Source organism: Microbulbifer sp. TB1203 (assembly GCF_030997045.1).
Lineage (GTDB): Bacteria > Pseudomonadota > Gammaproteobacteria > Pseudomonadales > Cellvibrionaceae > Microbulbifer.
In genome coordinates this window covers 5,070,058-5,097,040 of record NZ_CP116899.1, presented here as the reverse complement: position 1 = coordinate 5,097,040, position 26,983 = coordinate 5,070,058, and the positions used below count along the sequence as shown (strand labels likewise).

Genomic DNA, 26,983 nt, shown 5'->3' with positions numbered 1-26,983 from the left:
AAAACACCATGACCACCGATATCTGCCGGCAGAGCGGCCTGATTTCTGTTGAGCTGGCCCGCGAGCAGTTGCTGGAGGCCATTGCCCCCCTGAGCGAAACCGAAACCCTACCCCTGGACCAGGCCTGCGGCCGCGTGCTGGCGAAACCGGCACAGGCGCAGCTGGACCTGCCCCCCTGCGACAACTCGGCGATGGACGGCTACGCGCTTTGCGGCGAGAGCGACACTCCCCTGCAACTGGTTGGAAAAAGCCTCGCCGGCCATCCCTTTTCCGGCGCGATCGGCGCCGGCGAGTGCGTGCGCATCACCACTGGTGCGCCGCTGCCCACGGGCGCCGACCGGGTGGTGATGCAGGAACAGGCGGAACTAAAGGGGGATAGGCTCACCCTGCACACGGCCCCGAAAACCGGAGAGCATATCCGCCGCCGCGGGGAGGATGTGCGCAGCGGAGAAACCCTGCTGGACACCGGCGCCGCTCTCAAGGTGCCGGATATCGCCCTGCTTGCCGCCGCCGGCGTGGCGCAGGTCACGGTTGTGCGCCGGGTGCGCGCCGCGCTGCTCTCCATCGGCGACGAGCTGCGCTCCCTGGATACCCCCGCCGCGGAACTGGGCGAGGGAAATATCTACGACAGCAACCGCATCGCGATAAAAGCGGCGCTCGCGCAATTGAACCTGGACATCGTCGATCTCGGCTGCCTGCCGGACGAGCCGCGGGCGATCCGCGACGGATTTCTCGCCGCGCGGGAGAGCGCGGACATTATCGTCACCAGCGGCGGCGTCTCCGTGGGCGAAGCGGATTTTACCCGCACAGTGCTGGAGGAACTGGGCCAACTGGAGCTGTGGCGCCTGGCGATCAAGCCCGGCAAGCCCTTCGCTTTCGGTCACCTGCCCCGGGAGAACGGCCGGGCACTGTTTTTCGGCCTGCCCGGCAATCCCGTTTCCGCCCTGGTCACCCTCTACCAACTGGTGCTGCCGGCGCTGGAAAAATTGAAAGGCGTGAGCGATGAAAATCGCCAGCCGCCGATCCAGTGCCGCGCGCGGCTGCTCAACCCCATCGCCAAAAAACCCGGGCGCCTGGACTACCAGCGCGGTTATACCTGGCGTGACTGCGACGGCCAGCAGGTGGTGCAGAGCACCGGTGTGCAGGGCAGCCATATCCTCTCCGGCTTCTCCCGCGCCAACTGTTTTATCGTGTTGCCGCGGGAAGGTGGCAATTGCGATACCGGGGACTGGGTCACCATCGAACCTTTCAGGGCACCACTGGTGTAGAACGCTATGTTAAAGATTCAACATATCGACCATATCGTGCTGCGCGTCGTGGATTTGCAGGCGATGATGGATTTTTACCAACTGCTCGGCTGCACCCTGGAACGCACACAGAAAGAAATCGGCCTCTACCAGCTGCGCGCCGGCAGCAGCCTGATCGACCTGGTGCCGGTGAACCAGAAACTGGGACGCGCCGGCGGCGCGGCGCCGGGCAAAGAGGGGCGCAATATGGACCACCTTTGCCTGCGCATAGAACCTTTCGACGCGGAGCAGATACTGCAATACCTGCGCGACAACGATATCGAACCCGGGCAGGTGGAATCCCGCTACGGGGCCGAGGGCGAAGGGCCGTCGATCTATGTCAGCGATCCGGAAAACAATGTAGTGGAACTCAAGGGGCCGCCCTGGGAAAGTTGAAACCCTTCCGTTCAGGAATTTTCGTAGGGTGCGCCGTGCGCACCGGGAAATTGGAACCTGCACCGGTGCGCACGGCGCACCCTACGGCACCATAAACTCAGGCAAGGAGGAAGTGAAAATGCACAGCGAAACGGTTGAATACACGGTGGACGGGGAATCGTTTATCGGGTACCTGGCCTACGACAACAGCATCGACGGCGAGCGTCCGGGCATTCTGGTAATTCACGAGTGGTGGGGCCACAACGATTTCGTCCGCGAGCAGGCCGACCGGCTGGCCGCCCTGGGTTATACCGCCTTTGCGCTGGATATGTTCGGTTCCGGCAAGCAAGCGGACAATCCCACCGATGCCGCAGCGCTGATGAACGGCGTTCTCGAGACTCCGGGGGCCGTCAAACAGCGTTTCCACACCGCTCTGGACCTGCTGCAGAAACACGAAACCGTCGACGGAACGCACATCGCCGCCCAGGGTTACTGCTTCGGCGGCGCCGTGGCACTGGACATGGCTCGGCTGGGGTTGGACCTGAAAGGCGTGGTCAGCTTCCACGGCACGCTGGACAGCGATATCAAGGTAGAGCCCGGCACCATCGAGGCGGAAATCCAGGTCTATGTCGGCGGCGCCGACGATATGATTCCAACGGATCAGGTGGCGGCCTTTGTCAAAGAGATGCAAACCGCCGAGGTGAAATTCCAGCTGACCAGCTACCCGGGCGTCAAACACGGTTTTACCAACCCCGCCGCCACCGGCCGCGGCGAAAAATTCAGTATTCCGTTGGCCTACAGTGAAACCGCGGCGAGGGATGCCTGGGATGGCGCGGTGAATTTTTATCGCAAGTTGTTTGGCTGAATCTTTCCTGTAGGGGACGAATCTTGTGTTCGCCCCTTGGCGGGCCCGCGACCCCACTTGCCGAGCTGGAGCTCGGCGCTCCCAGGTGCGGAGCTGGAGCTCCGCGGTCCCGGGACGCTACTGATCACCGACCAGATACTGCGGTCCGCTGCCTCTCTCTCCCGCCACGTCCTCCGGGTTGCGCAACGGGCAGCTGTCCATGGACAGGCAACCGCAGCCGATACAACCCTCCAACCGATCCCGCAATAAAGTCAGCTGTTCGATACGCGCATCCAAATCCTCGCGCCAGCGCGCGGAGAGCTTTGTCCAATCCCGGGCGTTGGGCGTGCGCCCGTTCGGCAGCGTATCCAGCGCCTCGCGGATTTCCGCCAGGGGAATGCCGGTTCGCTGCGCCACTTTGATAATACCCACCCGGCGCAATACATCGCGGGCGTAGCGGCGCTGGTTGCCGGCGGTGCGCCAGCTTTTGATCAGCCCCTTGCTCTCGTAGAAATGCAGGGTGGAAACCGCCACGCCACTGCGCTCGGCCACCTCGCCCACCGTGAGCTCACGGCGCAGTTTCGGGTCCTGGCAGGTGCTGCCACCTCCTTTCTTCTTAGTCATCTTTCTACCCATGCCATAGCGAAAATTTATCGTCACAGCGATTGACCTAAAGTTAACTTGAGCTTTTACACTGCGCGGCGTTCGTTTGCAACCTCTGGGAGAAAACCATGCACAACAGGATTCACCTCGCCGTGATTTACGGCAGCACCCGCGAGGGCCGCCTCTGCGACACCATCGTCAATTGGCTGGCCGCCCAGTTGGAACAGCGCGGCGGCTACACCCTCGACCTGATCGATCCCGCCGCCGGCACCGCCGGTCTACGCGGACGCCTCGACAGGGCCGACGCGTTCATAGTCGCGACCCCCGAGTACAACCACGGCTATCCGGCACCGCTCAAAGCCCTGATCGATTCCGCCAACGCGGAGTGGCAGGCCAAGCCGGTGGCCTTTGTCAGCTACGGTGGCATCTCCGGCGGATCGCGCGCGGTGGAGCAGTTGCGCCAGGTATTCGCCGAACTGCATGTGGTCACCCTGCGCGACTGCGTGAGCTTTATCAACGTCTGGGAGCAGTTCGATGATCGCGGCCAACTGCGGGACGCCGCCCGCGCCGAGCGCTCCCTGGCGCGCATGCTGGCGCACCTGCAATGGTGGGCGACTTCCCTGCGCGAAGCGCGCGATCATCACCCCTACGGGGAGATCGCCGCGTGAAGGTGTATCCATCGGCCGGGATTTTATCGAGTTCAGCGGCCACGGTGTCGCCCTGTGCCGCGGGACACTACTGCGCCTGGCCGCACTCAATGTGATGTCCGAAACCCAATTTATTCACGCACCGAGGATCGAAAAATGACTGAGCCATCCGAAAATTCCAGGATCTATCGCCTGGACAAATTCGTCGTACCCAACCCGGCCCGCGGGGAATTTCTCGCTCGGGTCCGGGAGACCCACCAGTTGTTAAAGGAGCTGCCGGGATTTATCCGCGATTTCCTTATGGAGCGCTCCCACACCGATGACAGTTTTATACTGGTGACATTGGTGGAGTGGCAGGATGAAGAATCCATCCGGAACGCCCGCGCGGCGGTGAGGGATATGCACCGGAAAACGGGGTTCGATACCCGCGAAATCCTGGCGCGCCTTGGAATCGAGGCCGATATCGGCAACTACAAAATTGCCGGTGACTGATCCGTCAACGGCTTGCCGCAAGAGACTCTCCAACAGTCTGGTAGCCGGGAGTTTTCGCGGCGCGGGGCTTAGCAAACTACCCCGGATTTGAGGTAGCATGTCGAATTGCCCTGGAAATAGACGACCAAGCGGTTGGGGCAACTTTATTTGAGGAAGGAAGCACAGTGGAACCGATTATTTCAGTCAAGGGGCTCGGCAAGACCTACGCCGGAGGTTTTACCGCTCTTAAAAATGTAGACCTGGATATCCGGCGCGGGGAGATCTTCGCTCTGCTGGGGCCGAACGGTGCCGGCAAGACCACCCTGATCAGTATTGTCTGCGGTATCGTCAATCCCACCAGCGGCAGCGTTATCGCAAACGGTTACGATATCCAGCGCGACTACCGCCTAGTGCGCAGCGAGATCGGCCTGGTGCCCCAGGAACTGGCCACCGATGCATTCGAAAGCGTTTGGGCCACGGTAAATTTCAGCCGCGGCCTGTTTGGCAAGGCCCCCAACCCCGCCTATATCGAGAAGCTGCTGCGCCAGCTTTCCCTGTGGGAGAAACGGGACAGCAAGATCATGGCGCTGTCCGGCGGCATGAAGCGCCGGGTGATGATCGCCAAGGCTCTATCCCACGAGCCCAAGATCCTGTTCCTCGACGAGCCAACCGCCGGGGTGGACGTGGAGCTGCGCCAGGACATGTGGGAGATGGTGCGCGAACTGCGGGAATCGGGAGTGACCATTATTCTCACCACCCACTATATCGAGGAAGCCGAGGAGATGGCCGACCGGGTGGGCGTCATCAATCACGGTGAAGTGATACTGGTGGAGGACAAGCGCACCCTGATGCAGAAGATGGGGGAGAAGGAACTCAGCCTGCATCTGCCGGAACCGCTGGACAAGGTGCCGGAGATCCTGGCGGACCTGCCGCTGACCCTCAGTGCCGACGGCAGCCAACTGGTCTACCGCTTCGATATCAAGAGCAGTGATACCGGCATCACCGAGTTCCTGCGCCGGCTGAATGAGGCCAATATCGATTTCCGCGACCTGCACACCCGGGAGAGTTCACTGGAGGAGATTTTCGTCGGCCTGGTTCGGGGCAAACATGCAGAGAGTGAACAGCAGTTAACCAAGGAGGCTCAGGAATGAACTGGTATGGCATTCGCGCTATCTACAAGTTTGAAATGGCGCGCACCTGGCGCACCCTGATGCAGAGTATCGCCTCACCGGTGCTGTCCACCTCGCTCTACTTTATCGTGTTCGGCGCCGCTATCGGCTCGCGTATGGGGGATATAGACGGAGTCAGTTACGGGGCGTTTATCATCCCCGGGCTGATCATGCTGTCGCTACTCAGTGAGAGTATTTCCAACGCCTCCTTCGGGATTTTCTTTCCCAAGTTCTCCGGCACCATCTACGAGGTACTCTCGGCGCCGGTATCGGCGTTCGAAGTGGTCGCTGGCTATGTGGGAGCGGCGGCTACCAAGTCGATTATCCTCGGCCTGCTGATCCTGGTCACCGCGCGCTTCTTCGTCGACTACGAAATCGTGCACCCCTTCTGGATGCTGGGCTTCCTGGTGCTGACCGCACTCACCTTCAGCATGTTCGGTTTCATCATCGGAATCTGGGCGGACGACTTCCAGAAACTGCAGGTGATACCGCTGATGGTGGTCACTCCGCTCACCTTCCTCGGCGGTGCCTTCTACTCCATCAATATGCTGCCGGAGCTCTGGCAGAAGATCACCCTGTTCAACCCGGTGGTCTACCTGATCAGCGGCTTCCGCTGGGCCTTCTACGGAGTCTCCGACGTGAACGTGGGAATCAGCCTGGGGATGACGCTGTTGTTTCTGCTGTTATGTATGACCGGGATCTGGTGGATTTTCCGTACCGGCTACCGACTCAAAACCTGATTTATCGGGACTCTCATCAGAATCGTGCTGTAGGAGCGGGCCATGCCCGCGATCACGGGGGCGGCAAACACCGATCGCGGGCATGGCGGATGGCCGCCCCGCCCCTCCTACATTCAGGCGCTGTAAGCGCGCAAAAAAACTTTCACCACCTTTTCCACGCGCTCGCGGATTTCCGCTTCCGTGGGTGCGTCGCAACAGCCGATCAGCACCCGCATGTGCTTGCATCCCTGCAGCATGCCGAAGAAATACTCCGCCGCCGCCGCCGGATCGTCCACCTGCAGCAGCTCCAGTTCCGTGGCCCGGCGCAAAAAGCGCTCCATTTCCGTCAGGGTGCGCTTCGGGCCAGCCTCAAAGAACAACCGCGCCATCTCCCCATCCTGCGACGCCATGCCGCACATCAGGCGAAGCAGGCGGACGGCATCCTCGCTGTCAATCATGGCCAGGAAGGCCGCGCCGATGCCGTTCAGCATCTCCTCCACCGGCCCGCCCTTCTCCAGGGTAAACATCGGAAACGGCAACTGATTGACGCACTTGGATTCAACCGCCGCGGAAAACAGGCTCTCCTTGTCGGAAAAGTGGCTGTAGACAGTGAGTTTGGACACCCCCGCCTCTGCGGCCACCGCATCCATACTGGTGCCGGCAAATCCCAGGGACAGAAACAGCTCCTTGGCTGCATCGAGGATGGCCTGGCGCTTGGCCGGGTCTTTGGGGCGGCCGCGGGATGCGACCGGTGAAGCCTGTTCAGTCATAACTCTTCCATATACTGGACTCACGAGTTCAATAAAATTACTATACTGCCCAGTATAGCATTACCGACCAGCGCTAACGCCCGTTTTACCACCGGCACCTTCGGTGCCGCGTATATCAGCACAAGGAATGGGACTCCTTTATGTACCGATCACTACTGCTCGCAACACTGCCGCTCTGGCTGGCACTCACCGCCTGCTCGCCGGCGGAACCAGAAAAAGACGAGGAAAAACCGCGCCCGGCGGTGATGGTTCACCCGAGGGTCGCGGGGGCACTGCATGAGGTGTTCCCCGGCGAGGTTCGCGCCCGCTCCCAACCGGCCCTGGCCTTCCGCATCGGCGGCAAGATCAGCCGGCGCCTGGTGGATGTAGGCGACCGGGTCGAGCGGGGCCAGCCCCTGGCGGAACTCAACGCCGAGGACCTGCGCCTGGAACTGGACAGTGCCCGCGCAAGACTCACCTCCGCGGAGGCGGAACACCGCCTGGCCAGCAGCGAACTGGAGCGCTACCGCGCTCTGCTGCAGCGCCAGCTGGTCAGCGCCTCGCAGTTCGACGCCGTCGAGAGCCGGTTCGATGCCAGTGCCGCCCAGCTCAAGCAGGCCCGCGCGCAACTGGATGTCACCCGCAACCAGGCCGGTTATGCAGTGCTGAAAGCCCCCCAGAGCGGTGTTATCGCCCAACGCCTGGCGGAAGCCGGACAGGTGGTCGCCGCCGGCCAGGCCGTATTCGAGCTGGCCGTGGACGGCGATCGCGAAGTGCGTATCGATCTGCCGGAGCAGGCTATCGGCCGTTTCAAAGTCGGCCAGGCGCTGGCGGTGGAACTCTGGTCGCGGCCGGGCCAGCTCTTCCCAGCGCATATTCGCGAACTGTCCCCGGCGGCGGACGCTGTCTCGCGCACCTATGAGGCGCGGGTGGCCTTTGACAACGAAAAGGCCGGCGCCGAACTCGGGCAGAGCGCACGGGTATTCGTGGACGGCAAATCCTCCCGGGGTGCCCTGGCACTGCCCATGTCCGCACTCACCGCCGACGGCGACCAGCCCTACGTGTGGGTGTTGGATCCACAGCAATCGACCCTGCACAAGACACGGGTAACCGTGGGCCCCTACGGCGAGGAGCAGGTGCCGGTACTGGCGGGCCTGCAGCCCGGCGACTGGGTCGTGGCCGCCGGCACCCATCTGCTGCGGGAAGGTCAGCGGGTGCGTCCGGTGGACAGAATGAATCGCCCGATCGATCTCGACAGATCCCTGGCCCAACAGCAGTAAATCAGACTCTGTGGGTTACCACTTAACTCTCCAGGCCGGGTGGGATATCGCTTTCCGGGACACGCTGTGAATACATCCCTGTACGCTCGTAATCGGCATCCATGCCTCATACGGTCCCGGAAAGCGATATCCCACCCGGCCTCACACCAAATCTCGCACAATTCAGCCAGGAACCAACTGCCATGGGTTTTAACCTTTCCGAGTGGGCACTGAAAAACCGCCCGCTGGTGCTCTACGCCATGATCCTGCTCGGCCTGCTGGGCACCATCTCCTATACCCAGTTGGGCCAGAGCGAGGACCCGCCGTTCACTTTCAAAGTGATGGTGATCAACACCCTCTGGCCCGGCGCCAGCGCCGAGGAGGTATCCCGCCAGATTACCGAGCGGGTGGAAAAAAAGCTGATGGAAACCGGCGACTATCAGCGCATCACCTCCTTTTCCCGTCCCGGCCAGTCCCAGGTGTTGTTTGTCGCCCGCGACGATATGCACTCCAGCAAGATCCCCGACCTCTGGTACCAGGTGCGCAAAAAGGTCGGCGATATCCGTCACACACTGCCGGCGGATATCCAGGGCCCCTTCTTCAACGATGAGTTCGGCACCACCTTTGGCAACATCTACGCCCTCACCGGAACCGGCTTCGACTATGCGCTGAAGAAAGATTACGCCGAGCGTCTACAACTGGCGCTGCAGCGGGTGAAGGACGTGGGCAAAGTGGAGCTGATCGGCCTGCAGGACGAAAAAATCTGGGTAGAACTCTCCAATACCAAACTCGCTTCCCTGGGCATTCCCATGTCCGCGGTGCAGGCCGCTCTGCAAGCGCAGAACGGTGTGGCCGACGCCGGTTTTGTGGAAACCGCGAGCGACCGCATCCGCATCCGCGTGAGCGGCCGGTTCCGCTCGGTAGATGAAATACGCCGCTTTCCGATCAGCGTCGGGGGGCGCACCCAGTCTCTGGGCGATATCGCCGAAGTGCATCGCGGCTTCAGCGACCCGCCGCAGCCGCGCATGCGCTTTATGGGCGAGGATGCCATCGGCATCGCCGTGTCCATGAAGTCGGGCGGCAATATTCTGGAGCTGGGGGGAAACCTCGACGCCACCTTCGCCGAACTGCGGCGCGACTTGCCGCTGGGACTCGAACTGCGCAAGGTCTCCGACCAGCCGGCAGCGGTGGAACGCGGCGTGGGCGAATTCCTGCAGGTGCTGGCGGAGGCGTTGCTGATCGTGATGCTGGTGAGTTTTTTCTCCCTCGGCGCGCGCACCGGGCTGGTGGTGGCGCTGTCGATACCGCTGGTGCTGGCGATGACTTTTGCGCTGATGCACTACTTCGGCATCGGCCTGCACAAAATCTCCCTCGGCGCCCTGGTACTGGCCCTCGGGCTGATGGTGGACGACGCCATCATCGCGGTGGAGATGATGGCGATCAAAATGGAGCAGGGCTTGAGCCGCATCAAGGCCGCCGGTTTCGCCTGGACCAGTACCGCCTTTCCGATGCTCACCGGCACCCTGATCACCGCCGCCGGTTTCCTGCCCATCGCCACCGCGCAGTCGGGCACCGGCGAATACACCCGTTCCATTTTCCAGGTGGTGACACTGTCGCTGCTGGCTTCCTGGATCGCCGCGGTGGTCTTCGTGCCCTATCTCGGCGACAAGCTGCTGCCGACCCTGGCGCGCCGCGACGGCAGCGGTGAAGCGCACGACCCCTACGACAAACCCTTTTACCGGCGCTTCCGCCGGCTGGTGCTGTGGTGCCTGCACCACCGCAAAACCGTTATCGCCCTGACCCTGGCAGTCTTTGTCGGCGCGCTGCTGCTGTTCCGCTTCGTACCGCAACAATTCTTTCCGTCCTCCGCGCGCCTGGAGTTGATGGTGGACCTGAAACTGAACGAGGGCGCCTCGCTGGAGGCCACCGAACGCCAGGCGGCGCGCCTGGAAGCGCTGCTGGAACAGAATGAACTGGCGGAGAACTATGTCGCCTATGTGGGCACCGGATCCCCGCGTTTTTATCTGCCCCTGGACCAGCAGCTGCCGGCCGCCAGCTTTGCCCAGTTCGTGGTGCTTACCCGCAACATTGAGGAGCGCGAACAGCTGCGCAGCTGGCTGATCGACACCCTGCGCGAACAGTTTCCCACCCTGCGCAGCCGCGTCTCGCGGCTGGAAAACGGCCCGCCGGTGGGCTACCCGGTGCAGTTTCGCGTGTCCGGGGAACATATTGCCGAGGTGCGCGAGCTGGCGCGGGCGGTGGCGGAAAAAGTGCGCGCAAACCCGGCGGTGGCCAATGTACATCTGGACTGGGAGGAGCCCAGCAAGGTGGTGCGCCTGGACGTGGACCAGGCGCGCGCCCGCGCCCTGGGCGCCAACAGCGCCGATCTGTCGCGCGCGCTGGAGAGTTCCCTCTCCGGTATCGCCGTGAGCCAGTATCGGGAGGACAACGAGCTGATCGATGTGCGCCTGCGCGGCGACAAGCGCGAGCGCCGGGCCCTGGGGCAGTTGGGCAACCTGGCGGTGCAGACCGATGGCGGTCGCAGCGTGCCGCTCAACCAGGTGGCCACACTGGACTACGGTTTCGAGGAGGGCGTTATCTGGCACCGCGACCGGCTGCCCACGGTGACGGTGCGCGCCGACATCTACGGCGAGCAACAGCCGGCCACCGTGGTGAATGAAGTCTGGCCGCGGCTGCGGGATATCCGCGCGCAGTTGCCGCCGGGCTACCTGCTGGAAATCGGCGGCAGTGTGGAGGAATCCGCGCGCGGCCAGGACTCGGTGAACGCCGGCATGCCGCTGTTCCTGCTGGTAGTGTTCACGCTGTTGATGCTGCAGTTGCGCAGCTTTTCCCTGTCGACCCTGGTGTTCCTCACCGCGCCCCTGGGCATTATCGGCGTGACTCTGTTCCTGCTGGTGTTCCGTCAGCCTTTCGGCTTCGTGGCCATGCTCGGCACCATCGCCCTGGCGGGTATGATCATGCGCAACTCGGTCATTTTAATAGACCAGATACAGCAGGATATAACGCAGGGGCGGACTCCCTGGGACGCCATTGTCGAGTCCACGGTGCGCCGTTTCCGGCCCATCGCACTGACGGCACTGACCGCAGTGCTGGCGATGATCCCATTGTCGCGCAGTGATTTCTTTGGTCCCATGGCGGTGGCGATCATGGGCGGGCTGATCGTGGCCACTGCACTGACGCTGCTGTTTTTGCCGGCGCTCTACGCGGCTTGGTTCCGCGTGCGCGAGGGGGAAATGCCGGAGCCGGCGCCACGGCGGAATTTCGCCGTCGGTTTCGCACAACTGCGCAAGCGTCTGCTCATTCTACGGGACTGAACTGCGCCTTGTAGGAGCGGCGGGGCGGCCATCCGCCATGCCCGCGATCGGTGTTTGCCATACCTCGATCGCGGGCATGGCCCGCTCCTACTCCCGGCTCCCGGCCAATGAGTCGTAGACTATTCCGGTCCACAGGTCCGGCTGCATAAAGCCCTGGCCGTACTGCTTATCGAAATCCTCGGTGGGCCGCGCGGCTATGACTTCTTCGCGGCTCTTGCCCTGCTGAATCAGCGCCAGGATCTTCCCGCGCAGGGTCACCATGGCATCGCGGTACTTTTGCAGACTGGCCTTGTCTGCCAGCGGGCCGTGGCCGGGGATAATTTTCGTCTGGTCGTCGGCCAGTTTCAGCACCCGCTCCGCACTGGCGATCACACCATCGAAGGAGCCGCCGGAGGAGAGATCAATAAACGGATAAGTGCCGTTGAAAAAGGTATCGCCCATGTGGATGACGTTGGCGTTTTTGAAGTGCACGATGGAATCCCCATCGGTATGCGCCGGGTCTACGTGCTGAACAATCACATCGTCGCCGTTCCAGTGGAAGGCGGCGGCGTCGGTGAATGTAATCACCGGCAGCGCCGCATCCGGCGAGGCGGGTACCTCGCGGCCGAATGCCTTTATAAACTGGTTGGTGCTCATGCGCTTGCGCACATTTTCGTGGGCGACAATCAGCGCACCTGTCTCGCCCAGTGTTTCATTGCCGCCGGTGTGGTCACCGTGCCAATGGGTGTTAATTACAAAACGCAGCGGCTTGTCGGTGAGCCCCGCCACCGCTTTCTGGATCTTTTCGGAGAGCGGTGCAAACTGGTCATCCACCATAAAGGCGCCGTCCTCCCCTGCGAACAGGGCGATATTCCCCCCGGCGCCCTGCAGCATATACAGATTGTCAGCCACTTTTTTACTGCTGATCTCCACACCGGAAAAGTCATGTTGGGCCACCACATGGTCGGCTACAAGAAATAGAAATAAACCCAGAGTAGAAAGAATCCTGTTCATTATCGTCCTCCTGAAGTTTCCCGCTCCCGCAACAGGGAGCGCAGTATGTCCGGCCTGTCGGTGACGATGCCGTCCACTCCCAGGTCGATGTAGTGGTGCATATCCACGATATCGTTCACCGTCCACACCGACAGGTGCAGTTTGCATCTGCGCGCTGCGCGCAAAAAACCCGGCGAAAATACCTTGATTCCGTAGTAGCGCATGGGCAGCTGCATGGTCTGGTAACCCGGCTTCAGCAGCCATTCCAAATGCAGCAGTTGCGCGGCGTAAAACAACAGTGCATCCAGGATGGCAGCACCGGTGGCCACCCCGGGGCAAAGCCGACGAAATTCACCGATTACCCGTTGATGGAAAGAGGAGACGATCACCCGGCTGTGGCGGTCGAAACGCCGGATGCTGTCGCACAGGGCCTGCGCCGCCTTCGCATCGTTGTTTTTCAGTTCGATAATCACCGGCATCTCCGGCAACGCGGCGAATACCTCGTCGATGGTGGCTACACGCAGCGGCTGCCGGCGGTAGGGGTAGTTCTCACCGTCCGGGCTCCAGTTGTACGCTATATTCAGCCGGCGCAGCTCCGCCAGGGTCATCTCCGCGATAGCGCCGCTGCCATCCGTAGTGCGGTCCACGCGGGTATCGTGCATCAATACCAGATGGCCGTCGGCGGTGAGACTCAGGTCCAGCTCCACCGCATCCACCCCCAGTTCGGCCATTTTCTGCAGATACAGCAGGGTGTTGCCCGGATACAGACCGCGGCCCATGTTGTCGCCGTGGGCGATTACCATCGGGCCATGTCTTTTGAGCAGGTTGAGCTTCGAGGGATGGGACATCGGTTACCGGAAATTATTTGCAGTGTTCCCCTGTAGGAGCGGCCCATGGCCGCGATCGGTCTCTGCCGTAGCACAAGCCGATCGCTGCCATGGGCCGCTCCTACAGGGGGGATATTCGCATTCTGTCAAGGCAGGATTTTTTCCAGCCGCTCCAGGTCGTTGACCACCCGCCAGCTCCCGCCGCTCTGCTCCACCTTGCTCTGCCACTGCTCCAGGCGCCCCAGGTATTCGGTGGGGTCGACGTTGTCGCTGCTCAGTTTGGTGACATTCAGGGCTACCAGGTCGAAACCGTTCAGCTGCAGGGGGATATCCCGGTTGTACCCCTCTTTGATCTCCTCCTTGAGGTCGGAAAAGATCAGGATGGTCTTGCGTCCGGGCTCCTTCTCATTCAGGTATTCCACCGCCTGCAACAGGCCGCCGGTGATATCGGTGTAGGCGGCGGGCTCAGTTTCCGCCACAAACCGGTCGACAGCCTGCTGGAAGGCCCGCTTCTGTTTGTTGGTGACACTGGGGCGATCATCAAAGGTGACCTTGGCCTTGATGTTTTTCTCGCTGAAACTGCCGGTGTTGATACTGGCCACGGCGAAGGTGTCGCCGGGATTCATTCTCGCCAGGGTGAAATTGATCACCTGCCGGGCCTTGTCCAGCTCCCGGGTATAGGTACCGGAAGTGTCGATCAGCATGTATACGCCCTGGTTGCGCGCCACCGGCTCGCCGCAGGCGGCGAGCAGCAGGCAGCAGAGGATGCCCGTCAGTCTTTTCATTGTACTTTCTCCGCAGTTGCCGATTGGGCGGACTCCCGCCAGCTGAGGTATTTGCTCTCCAGCCACAGGGGGAAGAAAATCAGGATATCGTAGAGGCGCACCAACATGCCGCCAGCTCGCAGAGAGGCGGTGCCGGCGAGGCGCAGCACAACCGACAGCAGGCGCAGCGCAAAGCCGACCAGTACGCCGATCACCGTGCGCGCGGAGGCGATAAAGTTTTCCAGGGGAATGGCCACGAAGGTGAGCGCAAAAGGCAGGATAAAGCCCATACCCATCTGCGCCGCGGTGGTGATCCAGTAAACGCCGGTGGTGGCGGCAGCCACTTCCTCGCCCCGGAGCTGGGCGCTCACCGCCAGGTCCTCCTGCATCAGTATCTCGCGCATAAACGCCAGCCCCGCCTCCACGGTGGCGAGGAAGAACAGCAGCACGAAGGCCGCCCACATCATGCGCATGCGCAACTTGTCGCTGAGCGCGCCGATCACCGGGAACAGCCGGGTGATACGCAGGCACTCCATGGCGAACAGGCCCATGGTGATCTCCACCAGAATGATCACCAGCGCGGAGATATCGGCCACCTTGAAATTGCCGATATAGCTGGTTCCGCCGACCATTTCGGTCATCGGCCGGGCGATCAGGTGGAAATTGATCAAGGCGCCGCCCACAGCAATGGCCAGCACAAAGGCGGAAATAAAGAACTGGCTGAGGGAGGAGGAGGAGAGCATGCGCTGGGCGCGGTCGCTGTCTCGCAGGATTTCCTCGTAGTGTTCCATATGGCCGTCGAGCACCTTTGCGCGGCGGTTCACCGAATCGACACTCTTGTTGACCCGCCCCAGGGTGGAGAGGATGGATCGCCAGTGGGGCATCATGCGCCTGAGCAACTGGTGTCGCACCCTGGCGGACTCCCGGTAGGCTTCCAGCGCCTTGGACTCCGCCTTGCGCATAGAGTGGTGGATGGTTTCCAGCACATCCCCCACCACCGGGTCCTGCTTGGCGGGAATATCCGCCACCGCCTTGATCGCCTTGGACCAGTTGGTGGGCTCCGGCGGTACTTCGGCGCTGCGCACGTAGTCCTCATCGATGGCGGTAAGCTGTTCGCAGAGTTTGCGGTGCAGGGCCGGGTACTGCGCCAGCTCCTTTTTCATGACGCTCTCGATGCGGTCGAACTCGCGCTCGATATGCCGCTCCGCCGCCTCGCGCCCCGCCGCCAGCAATACCTCCCGGTTGCGTTGCTGCAGGCGGTTTTCCGCGCCAGCCACCGCATTGGCCCCCAGGCGCAGGGACTGGTGAAAGAAGCGCGCCAGGGCCAGGATGCCCTGGTGCACCGGCCTGCGCGCCACAAACAATCCCACCAGCCCCAGCACGAACCACAGCCAGAGCGGTAGGCTATCCAGTAATCCGGTCACGGTGTGCCCCCTCAATGTGGATGGGTGTGCCCGCCATCCTACCAGCAGCGGGCGGCGCAATCGCCCCCCTGTTCACACTTCTGATGGCCGGACGTGTGGAACCGCCCTGGATGGCGGTCTTCAGCCCAAATTGACTGGAGTAATCTGGCGCAGAAGCCCAGTACCAACTTCTATCTCCGTAGGGTGCGCACGGCGCACCCTACGCGAGTCCCGGGTCCGGGTCGCCGACACCTCAATCCAGCCGCTTGCGGAAACGCGCGATGGCCAGGGTCATCATCAGTGCGATAAAGACCACCAGCGCCAGCACGTCCGGCCACAGTTCCAGCAGCCCGGCACCGCGCAGCATCACGCCGCGGATCAGGCGCAGGAAGTGGGTGAGCGGCAACACCTCGGCGATCCACTGGGCGATATGGGGCATGCCGTCGAAGGGGAACATAAAGCCGGAGAGCAGTATCGAGGGCAGGAAGACGAAGAAGGTCATCTGCATGGCCTGGAACTGGGACTGGGCGCGGGTGGAAATCAGCAGACCCATGCTCAGGTTGGCGAGGATCAGCAGTATGCCGGCCCAGTAGACATCCAGCACACTGCCGCGGATGGGCACGTCGAAGAGCAGCATGCCAAGCAGCAGGATCAGGCTGGTCTGCACCAGGCCGATCAGGCCGTAGGGCAGCACTTTGCCGATCATCAGTTCGGCGCTGCTCACCGGGGTGGCGATCAGCAGTTCCATGTTGCCGCGTTCCCGTTCGCGCACTATGGCCACCGCGGTGAACATCACCATGGTCATGGTGAGGATAATACCGATCAGTCCGGGGACGATATTGATCGCGGAGACGCGCTGGGGGTTGTAGAAACTCACCACTCTGATCGGCGTTTCGGGAAGCGGCACGGAGGAATTCCGCGGCACGCCGGGCACATGGACCAGCGGCATCTGCGCCAGCTGCGCGGCGGCGCTCTGCACCACGGTATCGCTGCCGTCCACCAGTACCTGCACCGCCTCGCTGCCCTCCTCCAGACGGCGCTCGAAATCCCGGGGTATCACCACCCCCACGCTGATCTCGCCCCGGCGCAGCATGGCCATCAGTTGCTCCGCGCTGGTCGCATCCACTACCGGCTCGATTATCCCGGTGGCGAGCATGTCCATCACCACTTGGCGCGAACCGCTGGTGCTCGCTTCATCGGCGATTGCTGCGGGCAGGTGGCGCAGGTTGAGGTTGATGGCATAGCCGAACAGGATCAGTTGCATGATCGGGATGCCGATAATCATTGCCAGGGTGGTGCGGTCCCGGCGCAATTGGCGCACCTCCTTGACCACCACTGCCAGCAGTCGCCGCGAATTCACGATTGTTCCTCCTCCCTAGTGTCCTGTCTGGTATTAAATAGTGATATCAGAGCCCCCCAGATTGTTCACAGTTAGGCGCAGCTCGCAGGGAATGGTCATTCCATTTTCAAGAGCTGCAACGCAGCTGTGGGCAATCTGGGGGGCTCCCTTCGGGCGGGCCGCTAAGCAGCCATCTGCGGCGTTGCACTTGCTTGACGTAGATGACTACGCCGGCCCAAGTGCGCCTAGCACCTGGCCGCTTAGCGACCCGCTGATATCACTATTTAATACCAGACAGGACACTAGTTTCCCTGTAGGTAACCGCGACGAACACATCCTCGAGACTGGGCTCCGTGGGTTTCGCCTCGGCGCTCAATCCTTCCCGTTCAAAGGCTTCATTGATGCGCGCCGTATTGTCGTCCACCTTCTCCAAGAGAACCCGCAAGCTGTTGCCGATCTGCGCTGCGCTGATAACCCCCGACACGCCGAGCAATATCTCCTTCGCGCGGCGCGGGTGGCCTGTGCGCACCTCCAGCGTGCGCCCCCGTAAGGAGCCGGTCAGATCCGCCGGGGAGTCGTCCGCCACCAGCACTCCCCTGTCCAAAATCGCCAGGCGATGGCAGCGCTCCGCCTCGTCCATATAGTGGCTGGAAACCAGCAGGGTGGTGCCGGCGTCCGCCAGTTCGAACAGTTTCTCCCAGAAATCCCGCCGGGACTCCGGGTCCACGGCGCTGGTGGGCTCGTCGAGAAACAGCAGTTCCGGCTTGTGGATCACCGCGCCCGCCAGTGCCAGGCGCTGCTTTTGCCCGCCGCTCATGGTTCCCGCCAGTTGGTCGGCGCGGTCGCTGAAATGGTATTCCTCCAGCAGCTCGTCCACCCGAGCCGTGGTGTCGCGGCGCGACAGGTTTTGGATCGCGGCGAGAAACTCCAGGTTTTCACGCACCGTGAGATCGGTAAACAGGGAGAAGTGCTGGGTCATATAGCCGATGCGCTTGCGCAACGCGTCGGCCTCATCGGGAATCTTCAAGCCGAGTACTTCGATATCCCCCTCGGTTGGGGTCAGCAGGCCGCACAGCATGCGGATGCTGGTGGACTTGCCGGAGCCGTTGGGGCCGAGAAAGCCGTATACCTGCCGGCGCTCGACGGTGAGATCCATATCGTTCACCGCCACCAGGTCGCCGAACTTCTTTGTCAGGCCGCGGGCACGGATCGCCGGCTCGGATTCGCTCATTGTGCGACGTCCGGAAATTCCGCCGTGTTCCCCGCCCCGGAAGAGGCGGTGTGGGGAAACTCCGCACGCAGCGGCAGTCCGGCGGGCAGTTTGACAGCATCCTGTCCCAGCTGGATTTCCGCCAGGTAGCTAAGCCGCGCCACATCGTCGCCGGTGAGGGCATAGTAGGGAGTGAAGACCGGCTCATTGCGGATCATCCGCACCCGCCCACGAAAAGGTTTTTCTCGTCCCTGTAAAAAGACCTCGGCGCTGTCACCCACCTGCACATCCGCGCGCAGCGGTTCGGGGATATACACCCGGGCGTAGGGCGTGTCCCCCACCAGCATAATCGCCAGCGCACCGCCCACTGGCGCCTCGTCCCCCAACTTGAAGGGCAAGTCATCCACCAGGCCGTTTCTGGGTGCCTGCACATCGAGTTTCTCCAGCAGCACCGCTTGCGCCTCCGCTTCCGCCCGGGCCTGGAGCAGGGCGGCCTCTCCCTGGGCGATCTGTTCGCTGCGAGTACCCCGCTCCAGTTCCAGCAGCGTCGCCTGGGCGGATTCCACCTGTGCGGTAGCGGCGTCGGCGGCGGCCTTGGCGCTGTCGATCTCCTGCTGGGAGACATAATCCTGGCGGCCCAGTTCATACAGGCGACGGTAATGGTCCCGCGCCTCCTTTTCCTCGGCGAGGGCGGCGGCCAGGCTCGCCCGGGCGCGCTCGATCTCCTCGATCCGCGGGCCCACCCGCAGCTCCTTGAGTTCCGCCTCGCGCCGCTGTACCTCCGCGCGGGCTGCATTCAGTTGCGCGCGGGTGCGGCTGTCGTCCAGCTGCAGCAGGAGTTGCCCGGCACTGACCCGCTGCCCCTCGCGCACCTCGATGCTCACGATCTTCTCCGCCGCCGGCGCCGGCAGCCCGATGCGGTCCCACTCCAGGGTACCCAGGGCCTGCTTCGGCTCGGGCTGGCAGGCGCACAACAGCAGTGTGGCGGACAGGACGGAAAACCCGACGCCCTTCATGGCTTCAACTCCAACCCCCGCTGCAGCAGCGCCAGGGTGTGCCGCTGCATATCCTCACCGGTGATATCGTCCGCATCCTGCAACTGCCGCCAGATAGGCGCACCGGCGGCGGGAAACAGGGTCAGGCCGATCAGGGAGACCAGTAGCAGTCGGGGGTCCAGGGCGACATTCAGTTTCCCTTCCTCCTGGGCGGTGGCAAACCGGGCAGTGAAAAGGCGGGCCACTTCCTTCAGGCGGTCGATCATCAATCCTCGCAGGGCTCCTCCCTCGCACAATACTTCCCTCACCCAGAGCGGCGGCCACCAGGGATTCTCCACTACCACCTCGCCCATGGCGGAGATAAAAGTATTGATCAGCGCCGCCACATCGCCGCCGGCAGAAGCCAGTTTTTCCTGAACCTGGTACATCAGCGGCATTATCCGTTCCTCGATCACCGCCTGTCGCAACTGCTCCCGGTTGCCAAAATAGTAGTGCAATAGCGCCGGGGTGACGCCGGCCTCATTGGCGATGGCCTTGAGGGAGGTAGCTGCCACCCCTTCGCGGGCATAGCAGGCCAGCGCCGCATCGATCAGCGCCGGGCGAAGCTCGGCGGAGTCGCGTCCCGGGCGGCCTGGAGGCCGCTTATTGGCCGTGCTTCTGGATGCCATGAATCCCATCTCCAACAGGTAAGTAATTATAATTTAATTAATGATTTAATTAAATTCAAGGGTCACGAGGATCGAGGTAGGAAGTTTCACGACTGGTGGTCTGAGCAATTATTTTTCCAGTGTATGACCAATTTCGGAAAAAATGCTAAAGCGTCGGGAGAAATTGAAAATATTTCCAGATTAAATGGAAGGCGAGTAGGCCAAGGGAGCCGTCACCAATGGCGTAGAGCCCCCTTGGCAGCTCAATGAAGTAAGTACTTACAAGATAAAAGCAATACTACTGCGGAAGAAGTTATGAATAGAAACTCCCCACCCAAAATGCGTCTTTCCCCTCGGAGACTTACCGGCTGGAGGGCCCTGCTCCCGGGGCTGACGCTGGTGCTCCCCGGCCTCGCCTGTGCCGACTTCGGCCTGAGTACGAGCACAGACTTTTATACGATCGATACCGATGCCGGCCTGGTCTTCAAGGTGCGCCGGACGGACAACGGGGTCAGCACCCAGTCCGCCGGCGATATCGCTTCCCTGGTGTACGAGGGGTCCGAATACCAGAACCAGAGCCGGGGCTCCCAGGTCAACGCGGGCTTCGACTGGCTGTATTCCGGCACCTCCTCGGTGGCGGTGAGTGCATCGACCATAGGCAGCGACTTTATCAAGGTGACCGTCGAGGCTGGGGATCTCACTCACTACTACATGGCCCGCCGCGGCTTCCCGCATATTTACATGGGGACCCACTTCACATCGGAGCCGAATGTTCACAACCATGTGCGCTACATCCTGCGCCTGAGTTCCGCGCTGCTGCCCGATGGCCCCGAGGCTTCCGACCTCCGCGGCACGGTTTCAACCGTCGAGTCATCGGATATCTTTGCCCTGGCCAACGGCGAAACCCGCTCCAAGCACTATTCCAACCAGCGCCTGAAAGACTGGACCCATATCGGTGCCACCGGTAACAACGTGGGTATGTGGGTGGTCCGGGACGACCACGAGGGCGGCTCCGGCGGCCCCTTCTACCGCAGCCTGCTCAACCAGGCCACGGATACCGACCAGGAACTGACCTATATCGTCAATTACGGCCAGGCCCAGACCGAGGACTTCAGGACCGGCATCCTGAACAGCTACACCTTCGTGGCGACCGGAGGAGAAGCCCCCGGCGAGCGGCCCGATACTTCCTGGTTTGCCGATATGGGTTGCGGGGATACGCCGCGCCGTCTGAACGCGGCCGGGTAGCGGGCGTCGGGATCAGCGGCATGGACCCGAATTACGATTACACCGTGGGCTTCACCAGCGGCACCGCGCAGTACTGGACCGATGCCGGCTCAGACAACGGTTACTACAGCCGCGCCGGCATGCGCCCGGGCACCTATAAGATGACCATCTATAAAGACGAATTGGAGGTCTACACACGGGAGGAGGTGACGGTCACCGCAGGTGAAACAACGATTCTTCACAGCATTTCCATTGCGGATGATCCCAGCGGCGATCCTGCGATCTGGCGCATCGGCGATTGGGACGGCTCGCCACAGGAGTTTCTCAACGGCGACAAGCTGACGAAGATGCATCCGTCCGATGTACGGATCGAGACCTGGGACCCGGCCAACCATATGATAGGGACATCAAGTGATGCGGAATTTCCCGCGTATATGTGGAAGGAAGTCAACAACAATCATGTCGTCTACTTCAAATTGAACAGCGATCAGATCGAATCCGCCCACACCCTGCGCATCGGGCTGACCTGCGCCTTTGCCGGCGGGCGGCCCAACATTGCGGTCAACGACTGGACATCCGAGTTCCAGTCGGCATCGAGCCAGCCCAGGAGCCGCAATCTGACCACCGGCAGCTATCGCTGCAACAACGTCACCTATCCCTTTGAGATCCCCGCCACTGCCTGGAAGCAGAATCCCGGGGAGTGGAACCGGTTGGTAATCTCTGTGATCAGTGGCTCGGGTGGCTCCGGATTTTTGTCGGCGGGTTACAGTGTCGACAGTATCGATCTGCTCGAATAATTGCAGGAGGTCTCGCAGCGGGCCTGAGGCCCGCTTGTGGAACTGGGATCAGATGTGCTTGACCTGGTCGATCTCGTACTCGACCGCGCCGGAGGGGGTGTGCACTTCCACTACATCACCCTCCTCCTTGCCGATCAGGGCGCGGGCGATGGGGGAGTTGACGGAGATCTTGTGGTTTTTCACATCCGCCTCGTCGTCGCCGACGATCTGGTAGGTGACCTCCTCATCGGTATCCGTATGGATAATGCTCACGGTAGTGCCGAAGATCACCTTGCCGCTGGGCTCGATGGATTTGACATCGATCACCTGGGCGAAGGACAGCTTGCTCTCGATATCGCGGATGCGCCCCTCGATAAAACCCTGCTTTTCGCGGGCGGCGTGGTACTCGGCGTTTTCTTTCAGGTCACCGTGTTCGCGGGCCTCGGCGATGGCCTGAACTACGGCCGGGCGCTCGACTTTTTTCAGCTTTTCCAGTTCGGCACGCAGTGCTTCGGCGCCCTCTACGGTCATTGGTACCCGGTTCAAAACGGAACCTCCGAATTTATTCATTAGAAAACCAGGCTTCGCCTATGGGTAAAGCCTGGCCGGTATTTCGAAAATTTGATTTTGCGTCCTTGTAGGAGCGGGCCATGCCCGCGATCGGCCTATGCTATCCACAGACCCGATCGCGGGCATGGCGGATGGCCGCCCCGCCGCTCCTACAAAAAGGCGCAAGCCTTATTCCGGCAGCTTGACCACCTGCTGGTGCAGATCCTGCAGGCGGCGCACCTTGAGCGGTTCGCCGATCTGCATCGCCAGGGCCATTGCCTTGGCCGCGGCCAGCGTGGTGGTGTAGCACACCTGGTGGTTCTCCGCGCTGCGGCGGATATCCGCGGAATCGCGAATGGCCTGGCGCCCCTCTGTGGTGTTGACCACCAGGGCTATCTCGTCGTTTTTGATCATATCGACGATATGGGGCCGGCCCTCGCTCATCTTGTTGACGGTTGTAACGGGAATATCGCTCTCTTGCAAGACCCTGGCGGTGCCACGGGTGGCGACCAGCTCGAATCCGAGCCCGGCCAGGTCCCGCGCAACACTCACCACCTCAGGCTTGTCGAAGTCGCGCACGGAGATAAATACCTTGCCGGACTCCGGCAGGGTGTCGCCGGCGGCGAGCAGGCCCTTGTCGAAGGCCTCGGCAAAGGTCTCGCCCACGCCCATGACTTCGCCGGTGGATTTCATTTCCGGGCCGAGGATGGGGTCCACTTTGGGGAACTTGTTGAACGGGAATACCGATTCCTTGACCGAGAAGTAGTCCGGCACGATTTCCTTGGTAAAACCCTGTTCCGCCAGGGTGGTACCCGCCTGGCAGCGCGCGGCGATCTTGGCCAGGGAGGTGCCGATGCACTTGGATACGAAGGGCACGGTGCGCGAGGCGCGGGGGTTCACCTCGATGACATAGATCTCGCCGTCCTGGTAGGCCAACTGGGTGTTCATCAGTCCCATCACGCCCAGTTCGCGGGCCATGGCCTTGACCTGCTCGCGCATGCGGTCCTGCACTTCCGCCGGCAGGCTGTAGGGCGGCAGCGAACAGGCGGAATCCCCGGAGTGAACGCCGCACTGCTCGATATGCTGCATGATGGCGCCGATCACCACATCCTGGCCATCGGATACCGCGTCGATATCCACCTCGATGGCGGCGTTGAGGAAGTTGTCCAGCAGCACCGGGGCCTCGTCGGACACCTGCACCGCCTCTTTCATGTAATTCAGCAGTTCATCTTCCTTGTACACGATCTCCATGGCGCGGCCGCCGAGCACGTAGGAGGGGCGAACCACCAGCGGGTAGCCCACTTCCTTCGCGGCCTGGATCGCCTCGGAAACCGAGCGCACTATGGCGTTCTGCGGCTGCTTGAGCCCCAGGCGCATAATCATCTGCTGGAAACGTTCGCGGTCTTCCGCGCGGTCGATCTGCTCCGGAGTGGTGCCGATAATCGGCACCCCTTCGTTGGCCAGGTAGCGCGCCAGGTTCAGCGGCGTCTGGCCGCCGAACTGCACGATCACCCCCACCGGCTTCTCCTTGCGCACGATTTCCAGCACGTCCTCCAGGGTCACCGGCTCGAAGTAGAGGCGGTCGGAGGTGTCGTAATCGGTGGAGACGGTCTCGGGGTTACAGTTGACCATGATGGTCTCGTAGCCATCCTCACGCATCGCCAGCGCGGCGTGCACGCAACAGTAGTCGAACTCGATACCCTGGCCGATGCGGTTGGGACCGCCGCCGAGCACCATGATCTTCTTCCTGTCGGACGGATTCGCCTCGCACTCCTCGTCGTAGGTGGAGTACATATAGGCGGTGCTGGTGGAGAACTCGGCCGCGCAGGTATCGACGCGCTTGTAGGAGGGGAATACGCCCAGCTTGTGGCGGAATTCGCGCACGGTTTTCTGGCTGACGCCGAGCAGGTCCGCCAGGCGGCGGTCGGAGAAGCCCTTGCGCTTCAGGTAGCGCATCTGCTCGGCGGTTAGCGCCGAGGTGGGCATGGAGCGCAGGGGCTTCTCGATCTTGATCAATTCCTCGATCTGCACCAGGAACCAGGGGTCGATGGCGGATACTTCGTAGACTTCCTGTACGCTCATGCCCATGCGGAAGGCGTCGCCCACATACCAGATGCGCTCGGCACCGGGCACCGAGAGCTCGCGGCGCAGGCGCTCCTGGGCGCCGTCCTCGTTCGGATCTATCTTGCTCTCCAGGCCGAAACTGCCCACTTCCAGCCCGCGCAGGGCCTTCTGCAGAGACTCCTGGAAGGTGCGGCCGATGGCCATCACCTCGCCCACGGATTTCATCTGCGTGGTCAGACGCGCGTCCGCCTCGCCGAACTTCTCGAAGGTGAAGCGCGGGATCTTGGTAACCACGTAATCGATGCTGGGCTCGAAGGAGGCCGGCGTGGCGCCACCGGTGATGTCGTTCTGCAGTTCGTCCAGCGTGTAGCCCACCGCCAGCTTGGCGGCCACCTTGGCGATCGGGAAGCCGGTGGCCTTGGAGGCCAGCGCCGAGGAGCGGGATACCCGCGGGTTCATCTCGATCACCACCATGCGCCCGGTTTCGGGACAGACGCCGAACTGCACGTTGGAACCGCCAGTCTCCACACCGATCTCGCGCAACACCGCGATGGAGGCGTTGCGCATCAGTTGGTATTCCTTGTCGGTCAGGGTCTGCGCCGGGGCCACGGTGATGGAGTCGCCGGTGTGCACGCCCATGGGATCAAAGTTCTCGATGGAGCAGACGATGATGCAGTTGTCGTTCCTGTCGCGAACCACCTCCATCTCGTACTCTTTCCAGCCGAGCAAGGATTCGTCGATCAGCAGTTCGTTGGTGGGCGACAAGTCGAGGCCGCGCTTGCAGATTTCCTCGAACTCGGGCCAGTTATAGGCCACGCCGCCGCCGGAGCCGCCCATGGTGAAGGACGGGCGGATGATCACCGGGAAGCCGAACTGCTCCGGCACCTTCTTCGCCTCCTCCAGGGAGTGCACGATCTTCGCCCGCGGGGTCTCCAGGCCGATGGCGCGCATGGCCTTGTCGAAGAGGTCGCGGTCCTCGGCCTTTTCGATCGCGTTCTTGTCGGCACCGATCAGTTCCACGTCGAACTTTTCCAGCACGCCGTGCTTGTCCAGATCCAGTGCACAGTTGAGCGCCGTCTGGCCGCCCATGGTGGGCAGGATGGCGTCCGGGCGCTCCTCCTCGATGATCTTGGCAACGGTGCGCCACTCCACCGGCTCGATGTAGGTGGCGTCCGCCATGGACGGGTCGGTCATGATGGTGGCGGGGTTGGAGTTCACCAGGATCACCCGGTAGCCCTCCTCGCGCAGCGCCTTGCAGGCCTGGGCCCCGGAATAGTCGAATTCACAGGCCTGGCCGATTACTATCGGGCCGGCGCCGATAATCAGTATGCTTTTGATATCTGTGCGTTTTGGCATCTTTCTTCCGTTTCACACCGGCCTGTTAACCGGTAGGTCTCAAAAATAAATTCGCGTACTGGCGGCCTGCGAGAGGCTTTGCAAATTGCGCCTAGCGGCGCGCCTCCATCAACTCGATAAACTGGTCGAACAACGGCGCCATATCGTGCGGGCCCGGGCTGGCCTCCGGGTGCCCCTGGAAGCTGAACGCCGGTTTGTCTTTCAGGCGGATACCCTGCAGCGTGCGGTCGAACAGGGAGACGTGGGTCACTTCCACATTCTCAGGCAGGCTGTCCGCATCCACCGAGAAGCCGTGGTTCTGGGCGGTGATCATCACCTTGCCGGTCTGCAAACACTGTACCGGGTGGTTGCCCCCGTGGTGGCCGAACTTCATTTTTGCCGAGCGGCCACCCGCCGCCAGTCCCAGCAACTGGTGGCCGAGGCAGATGCCGTAGGTGGGGATGCCCACCTCGAGAAATTCCCTGATCGCGTCGATGGCGTAGTCGCAGGGCTCCGGATCGCCGGGGCCGTTGGACAGGAAGATGCCGTCGGGGTTGAGCGCCAGCGCCTCGGAGGCCGGGGTTTCCGCCGGCACCACGGTGACGTCACAGCCCCGGTCCACCAGCATGCGCAGGATATTGCGTTTGACGCCATAGTCGTAGGCCACCACCTTGAAAGGCTGCTCCGGTGCGGCCCTATGGCCCGCGCCCAGCTCCCAGGTGCCTTCGTTGAATGGGTAGCTCTGCTTGGTGGACACCACCTTGGCCAAATCCATGCCCTTGAGGCCGGCGAACTCCTGCGCCTTGGCCAGCGCCGCTGCGCTGTCGATGTTTTCCCCGGCGACAATGCAGCCGCTCTGGGCACCGCCGTCGCGCAGAAGGCGGGTGAGGCGGCGGGTGTCGATATCGGCAATGCCGACGATATTGCGCTCCCGCAGGTATTCGTCCAGCGACTGCTCCTTGCGGAAGCTGCTGGCCAACAGCGGCAGGTCGCGGATCACCAGGCCCGCGGCCCAGATTTGGTCGCATTCCTCGTCTTCCGCATTGGTGCCGGTATTGCCGATATGGGGATAGGTGAGAGTCACTATCTGTCGGGCGTAGGAGGGATCGGTGAGGATCTCCTGGTAGCCGGTCATGGAGGTATTGAAAACCACTTCGCCAACGGCGCTGCCGTGGGCGCCGATGGCGCGCCCGTAAAATTCGCTGCCGTCTGCAAGTATCAGCAGAGCTGGCGTGGTGTGGGGCATCAGGGGCTCCGGCGTGGGGGCGGCTTTATTCAAATTGATCTCCAGTGAATGCTGTTTACCCGAGATGTGCCGCATTTGCGGACGCCACGGCCGGTGAAGCTGCCTTCGGCAGGACGCAGGCGTACCCTATAAAAAAGCGAGATGGCCTCTCAGCTCATCTCGCTTTTTTAAAAAC

At 62.1% G+C, this 26,983-nt stretch carries 24 protein-coding genes; 11 read left to right on the top strand and 13 right to left on the bottom strand.

Annotation, left to right across the window (positions count from 1 at the left end):
• The first annotated feature begins 8 nt into the window (after positions 1-8).
• From glp to PP263_RS21630, 3 genes are all read left to right on the top strand, one after another.
• Complete coding sequence (gene glp, locus PP263_RS21640) at positions 9-1,268, top strand: gephyrin-like molybdotransferase Glp (RefSeq protein WP_308366158.1); 1,260 nt, start codon at positions 9-11, stop codon at positions 1,266-1,268.
• Between the two features lie 6 nt (positions 1,269-1,274).
• Complete coding sequence (locus PP263_RS21635; RefSeq protein ID WP_308366157.1) at positions 1,275-1,682, top strand: VOC family protein; 408 nt, start codon at positions 1,275-1,277, stop codon at positions 1,680-1,682.
• A gap of 118 nt (positions 1,683-1,800) precedes the next feature.
• Positions 1,801-2,526 carry a dienelactone hydrolase family protein gene (locus tag PP263_RS21630; protein WP_308366156.1) on the top strand — a complete coding sequence of 242 codons (726 nt, stop codon included), beginning with the start codon at positions 1,801-1,803 and terminating at the stop codon, positions 2,524-2,526.
• Positions 2,527-2,643: 117 nt separating this feature from the next.
• On the opposite strand, the gene soxR is transcribed toward PP263_RS21630, so the two are convergent.
• Positions 2,644-3,129, bottom strand: a complete 486-nt coding sequence (gene soxR / locus PP263_RS21625; RefSeq protein ID WP_308366155.1) for a redox-sensitive transcriptional activator SoxR — start codon at positions 3,127-3,129, stop codon at positions 2,644-2,646.
• 107 nt (positions 3,130-3,236) lie between these two features.
• Between soxR and PP263_RS21620 the strand changes: the two genes are divergently transcribed.
• The 4 genes from PP263_RS21620 to PP263_RS21605 all read left to right on the top strand — a co-directional run bounded on the left by PP263_RS21620 (position 3,237) and on the right by PP263_RS21605 (position 6,135).
• Positions 3,237-3,776, top strand: coding sequence for an NAD(P)H-dependent oxidoreductase (locus PP263_RS21620; RefSeq protein ID WP_308366154.1), 540 nt, complete (start codon positions 3,237-3,239; stop codon positions 3,774-3,776).
• Between the two features lie 135 nt (positions 3,777-3,911).
• Positions 3,912-4,247 carry an antibiotic biosynthesis monooxygenase gene (locus PP263_RS21615; protein WP_308366153.1) on the top strand — a complete coding sequence of 112 codons (336 nt, stop codon included), beginning with the start codon at positions 3,912-3,914 and terminating at the stop codon, positions 4,245-4,247.
• Between the two features lie 164 nt (positions 4,248-4,411).
• A complete protein-coding gene (locus PP263_RS21610; RefSeq protein ID WP_308366152.1) occupies positions 4,412-5,377 on the top strand; it encodes an ABC transporter ATP-binding protein in 966 nt (321 codons plus the stop codon).
• On the top strand, positions 5,374-6,135 hold the full coding sequence (locus PP263_RS21605; RefSeq protein ID WP_308366151.1) for an ABC transporter permease: 762 nt from the start codon (positions 5,374-5,376) through the stop codon (positions 6,133-6,135). The genes PP263_RS21610 and PP263_RS21605 overlap by 4 nt, the downstream gene beginning before the upstream one ends.
• Before the next feature lie 113 nt (positions 6,136-6,248).
• Here the strand turns inward: PP263_RS21605 and PP263_RS21600 are convergent, their stop codons facing one another.
• Positions 6,249-6,884: a TetR/AcrR family transcriptional regulator gene (locus tag PP263_RS21600; RefSeq protein WP_308366150.1), complete on the bottom strand. Its 636-nt coding sequence runs from the start codon at positions 6,882-6,884 to the stop codon at positions 6,249-6,251.
• A 140-nt stretch (positions 6,885-7,024) separates the two neighbouring features.
• On the opposite strand from PP263_RS21600, the gene PP263_RS21595 reads away from it, so the two are divergent.
• Entirely contained in the window at positions 7,025-8,143 is a 1,119-nt protein-coding gene (locus tag PP263_RS21595; RefSeq protein WP_308366149.1) for an efflux RND transporter periplasmic adaptor subunit, read from the top strand.
• A gap of 182 nt (positions 8,144-8,325) precedes the next feature.
• Positions 8,326-11,457, top strand: a complete 3,132-nt coding sequence (locus PP263_RS21590; protein WP_308366148.1) for an efflux RND transporter permease subunit — start codon at positions 8,326-8,328, stop codon at positions 11,455-11,457.
• An 87-nt stretch (positions 11,458-11,544) separates the two neighbouring features.
• On the opposite strand, the gene PP263_RS21585 is transcribed toward PP263_RS21590, so the two are convergent.
• The 8 genes from PP263_RS21585 to PP263_RS21550 all read right to left on the bottom strand — a co-directional run bounded on the left by PP263_RS21585 (position 11,545) and on the right by PP263_RS21550 (position 19,635).
• On the bottom strand, positions 11,545-12,450 hold the full coding sequence (locus PP263_RS21585) for an MBL fold metallo-hydrolase (protein ID WP_308366147.1): 906 nt from the start codon (positions 12,448-12,450) through the stop codon (positions 11,545-11,547).
• Positions 12,450-13,277 (bottom strand): glycerophosphodiester phosphodiesterase, encoded by an 828-nt coding sequence (locus tag PP263_RS21580; protein WP_308366146.1) that lies wholly within the window; start codon positions 13,275-13,277, stop codon positions 12,450-12,452. The genes PP263_RS21585 and PP263_RS21580 overlap by 1 nt, the downstream gene beginning before the upstream one ends.
• 125 nt (positions 13,278-13,402) lie before the next feature.
• On the bottom strand, positions 13,403-14,041 hold the full coding sequence (locus tag PP263_RS21575; protein ID WP_308366145.1) for a VWA domain-containing protein: 639 nt from the start codon (positions 14,039-14,041) through the stop codon (positions 13,403-13,405).
• A complete protein-coding gene (locus PP263_RS21570) occupies positions 14,038-15,444 on the bottom strand; it encodes a hypothetical protein (RefSeq protein ID WP_308366144.1) in 1,407 nt (468 codons plus the stop codon). Before PP263_RS21570 ends, PP263_RS21575 begins: the two co-directional genes overlap by 4 nt.
• A 232-nt stretch (positions 15,445-15,676) precedes the next feature.
• Positions 15,677-16,783, bottom strand: coding sequence for an ABC transporter permease (locus tag PP263_RS21565; protein WP_308366143.1), 1,107 nt, complete (start codon positions 16,781-16,783; stop codon positions 15,677-15,679).
• Positions 16,784-17,042: 259 nt separating this feature from the next.
• Complete coding sequence (locus tag PP263_RS21560) at positions 17,043-17,993, bottom strand: ABC transporter ATP-binding protein (RefSeq protein ID WP_308366142.1); 951 nt, start codon at positions 17,991-17,993, stop codon at positions 17,043-17,045.
• Positions 17,990-18,988: a biotin/lipoyl-binding protein gene (locus PP263_RS21555; protein ID WP_308366141.1), complete on the bottom strand. Its 999-nt coding sequence runs from the start codon at positions 18,986-18,988 to the stop codon at positions 17,990-17,992. The genes PP263_RS21560 and PP263_RS21555 overlap by 4 nt, the downstream gene beginning before the upstream one ends.
• Complete coding sequence (locus tag PP263_RS21550) at positions 18,985-19,635, bottom strand: TetR/AcrR family transcriptional regulator (RefSeq protein WP_308366140.1); 651 nt, start codon at positions 19,633-19,635, stop codon at positions 18,985-18,987. The genes PP263_RS21555 and PP263_RS21550 overlap by 4 nt, the downstream gene beginning before the upstream one ends.
• Before the next feature lie 294 nt (positions 19,636-19,929).
• Here PP263_RS21550 and PP263_RS21545 point away from each other — a divergent pair, with 294 nt between their 5' ends.
• Positions 19,930-20,859, top strand: a complete 930-nt coding sequence (locus PP263_RS21545; protein WP_308366139.1) for a rhamnogalacturonan lyase B N-terminal domain-containing protein — start codon at positions 19,930-19,932, stop codon at positions 20,857-20,859.
• Between the two features lie 20 nt (positions 20,860-20,879).
• Positions 20,880-21,635: a polysaccharide lyase family protein gene (locus PP263_RS21540; protein ID WP_308366138.1), complete on the top strand. Its 756-nt coding sequence runs from the start codon at positions 20,880-20,882 to the stop codon at positions 21,633-21,635.
• A 48-nt stretch (positions 21,636-21,683) separates the two neighbouring features.
• Here PP263_RS21540 and greA read toward each other — a convergent pair whose 3' ends face one another.
• The 3 genes from greA to carA all read right to left on the bottom strand — a co-directional run bounded on the left by greA (position 21,684) and on the right by carA (position 26,808).
• Positions 21,684-22,160: a transcription elongation factor GreA gene (gene greA, locus PP263_RS21535; RefSeq protein WP_308368660.1), complete on the bottom strand. Its 477-nt coding sequence runs from the start codon at positions 22,158-22,160 to the stop codon at positions 21,684-21,686.
• 192 nt (positions 22,161-22,352) lie between these two features.
• On the bottom strand, positions 22,353-25,583 hold the full coding sequence (carB, locus tag PP263_RS21530) for a carbamoyl-phosphate synthase large subunit (protein WP_308366137.1): 3,231 nt from the start codon (positions 25,581-25,583) through the stop codon (positions 22,353-22,355).
• Positions 25,584-25,674: 91 nt separating this feature from the next.
• Positions 25,675-26,808: a glutamine-hydrolyzing carbamoyl-phosphate synthase small subunit gene (gene carA / locus PP263_RS21525; protein ID WP_308368658.1), complete on the bottom strand. Its 1,134-nt coding sequence runs from the start codon at positions 26,806-26,808 to the stop codon at positions 25,675-25,677.
• Positions 26,809-26,983: the final 175 nt, after the last annotated feature.

Excerpts from the sequence above, each read along its gene's own strand:
- PP263_RS21590 (WP_308366148.1), top strand. The coding sequence starts at position 8,326 with ATGGGTTTTAACCTTTCCGAGTGGGCACTGAAAAACCGCCCGCTGGTG.
- PP263_RS21615 (WP_308366153.1), top strand. The coding sequence starts at position 3,912 with ATGACTGAGCCATCCGAAAATTCCAGGATCTATCGCCTGGACAAATTC.
- PP263_RS21545 (WP_308366139.1), top strand. The coding sequence starts at position 19,930 with ATGAATAGAAACTCCCCACCCAAAATGCGTCTTTCCCCTCGGAGACTT.
- PP263_RS21560 (WP_308366142.1), bottom strand. The coding sequence starts at position 17,993 with ATGAGCGAATCCGAGCCGGCGATCCGTGCCCGCGGCCTGACAAAGAAG.
- PP263_RS21555 (WP_308366141.1), bottom strand. The coding sequence starts at position 18,988 with ATGAAGGGCGTCGGGTTTTCCGTCCTGTCCGCCACACTGCTGTTGTGC.
- PP263_RS21595 (WP_308366149.1), top strand. The coding sequence starts at position 7,025 with ATGTACCGATCACTACTGCTCGCAACACTGCCGCTCTGGCTGGCACTC.
- carA (WP_308368658.1), bottom strand. The coding sequence starts at position 26,808 with ATGCCCCACACCACGCCAGCTCTGCTGATACTTGCAGACGGCAGCGAA.
- PP263_RS21540 (WP_308366138.1), top strand. The coding sequence starts at position 20,880 with ATGGACCCGAATTACGATTACACCGTGGGCTTCACCAGCGGCACCGCG.
- carB (WP_308366137.1), bottom strand. The coding sequence starts at position 25,583 with ATGCCAAAACGCACAGATATCAAAAGCATACTGATTATCGGCGCCGGC.
- PP263_RS21605 (WP_308366151.1), top strand. The coding sequence starts at position 5,374 with ATGAACTGGTATGGCATTCGCGCTATCTACAAGTTTGAAATGGCGCGC.
- PP263_RS21630 (WP_308366156.1), top strand. The coding sequence starts at position 1,801 with ATGCACAGCGAAACGGTTGAATACACGGTGGACGGGGAATCGTTTATC.
- PP263_RS21620 (WP_308366154.1), top strand. The coding sequence starts at position 3,237 with ATGCACAACAGGATTCACCTCGCCGTGATTTACGGCAGCACCCGCGAG.
- soxR (WP_308366155.1), bottom strand. The coding sequence starts at position 3,129 with ATGACTAAGAAGAAAGGAGGTGGCAGCACCTGCCAGGACCCGAAACTG.
- PP263_RS21580 (WP_308366146.1), bottom strand. The coding sequence starts at position 13,277 with ATGTCCCATCCCTCGAAGCTCAACCTGCTCAAAAGACATGGCCCGATG.
- PP263_RS21575 (WP_308366145.1), bottom strand. The coding sequence starts at position 14,041 with ATGAAAAGACTGACGGGCATCCTCTGCTGCCTGCTGCTCGCCGCCTGC.
- PP263_RS21600 (WP_308366150.1), bottom strand. The coding sequence starts at position 6,884 with ATGACTGAACAGGCTTCACCGGTCGCATCCCGCGGCCGCCCCAAAGAC.
- PP263_RS21635 (WP_308366157.1), top strand. The coding sequence starts at position 1,275 with ATGTTAAAGATTCAACATATCGACCATATCGTGCTGCGCGTCGTGGAT.
- PP263_RS21550 (WP_308366140.1), bottom strand. The coding sequence starts at position 19,635 with ATGGCATCCAGAAGCACGGCCAATAAGCGGCCTCCAGGCCGCCCGGGA.
- PP263_RS21585 (WP_308366147.1), bottom strand. The coding sequence starts at position 12,450 with ATGAACAGGATTCTTTCTACTCTGGGTTTATTTCTATTTCTTGTAGCC.
- glp (WP_308366158.1), top strand. The coding sequence starts at position 9 with ATGACCACCGATATCTGCCGGCAGAGCGGCCTGATTTCTGTTGAGCTG.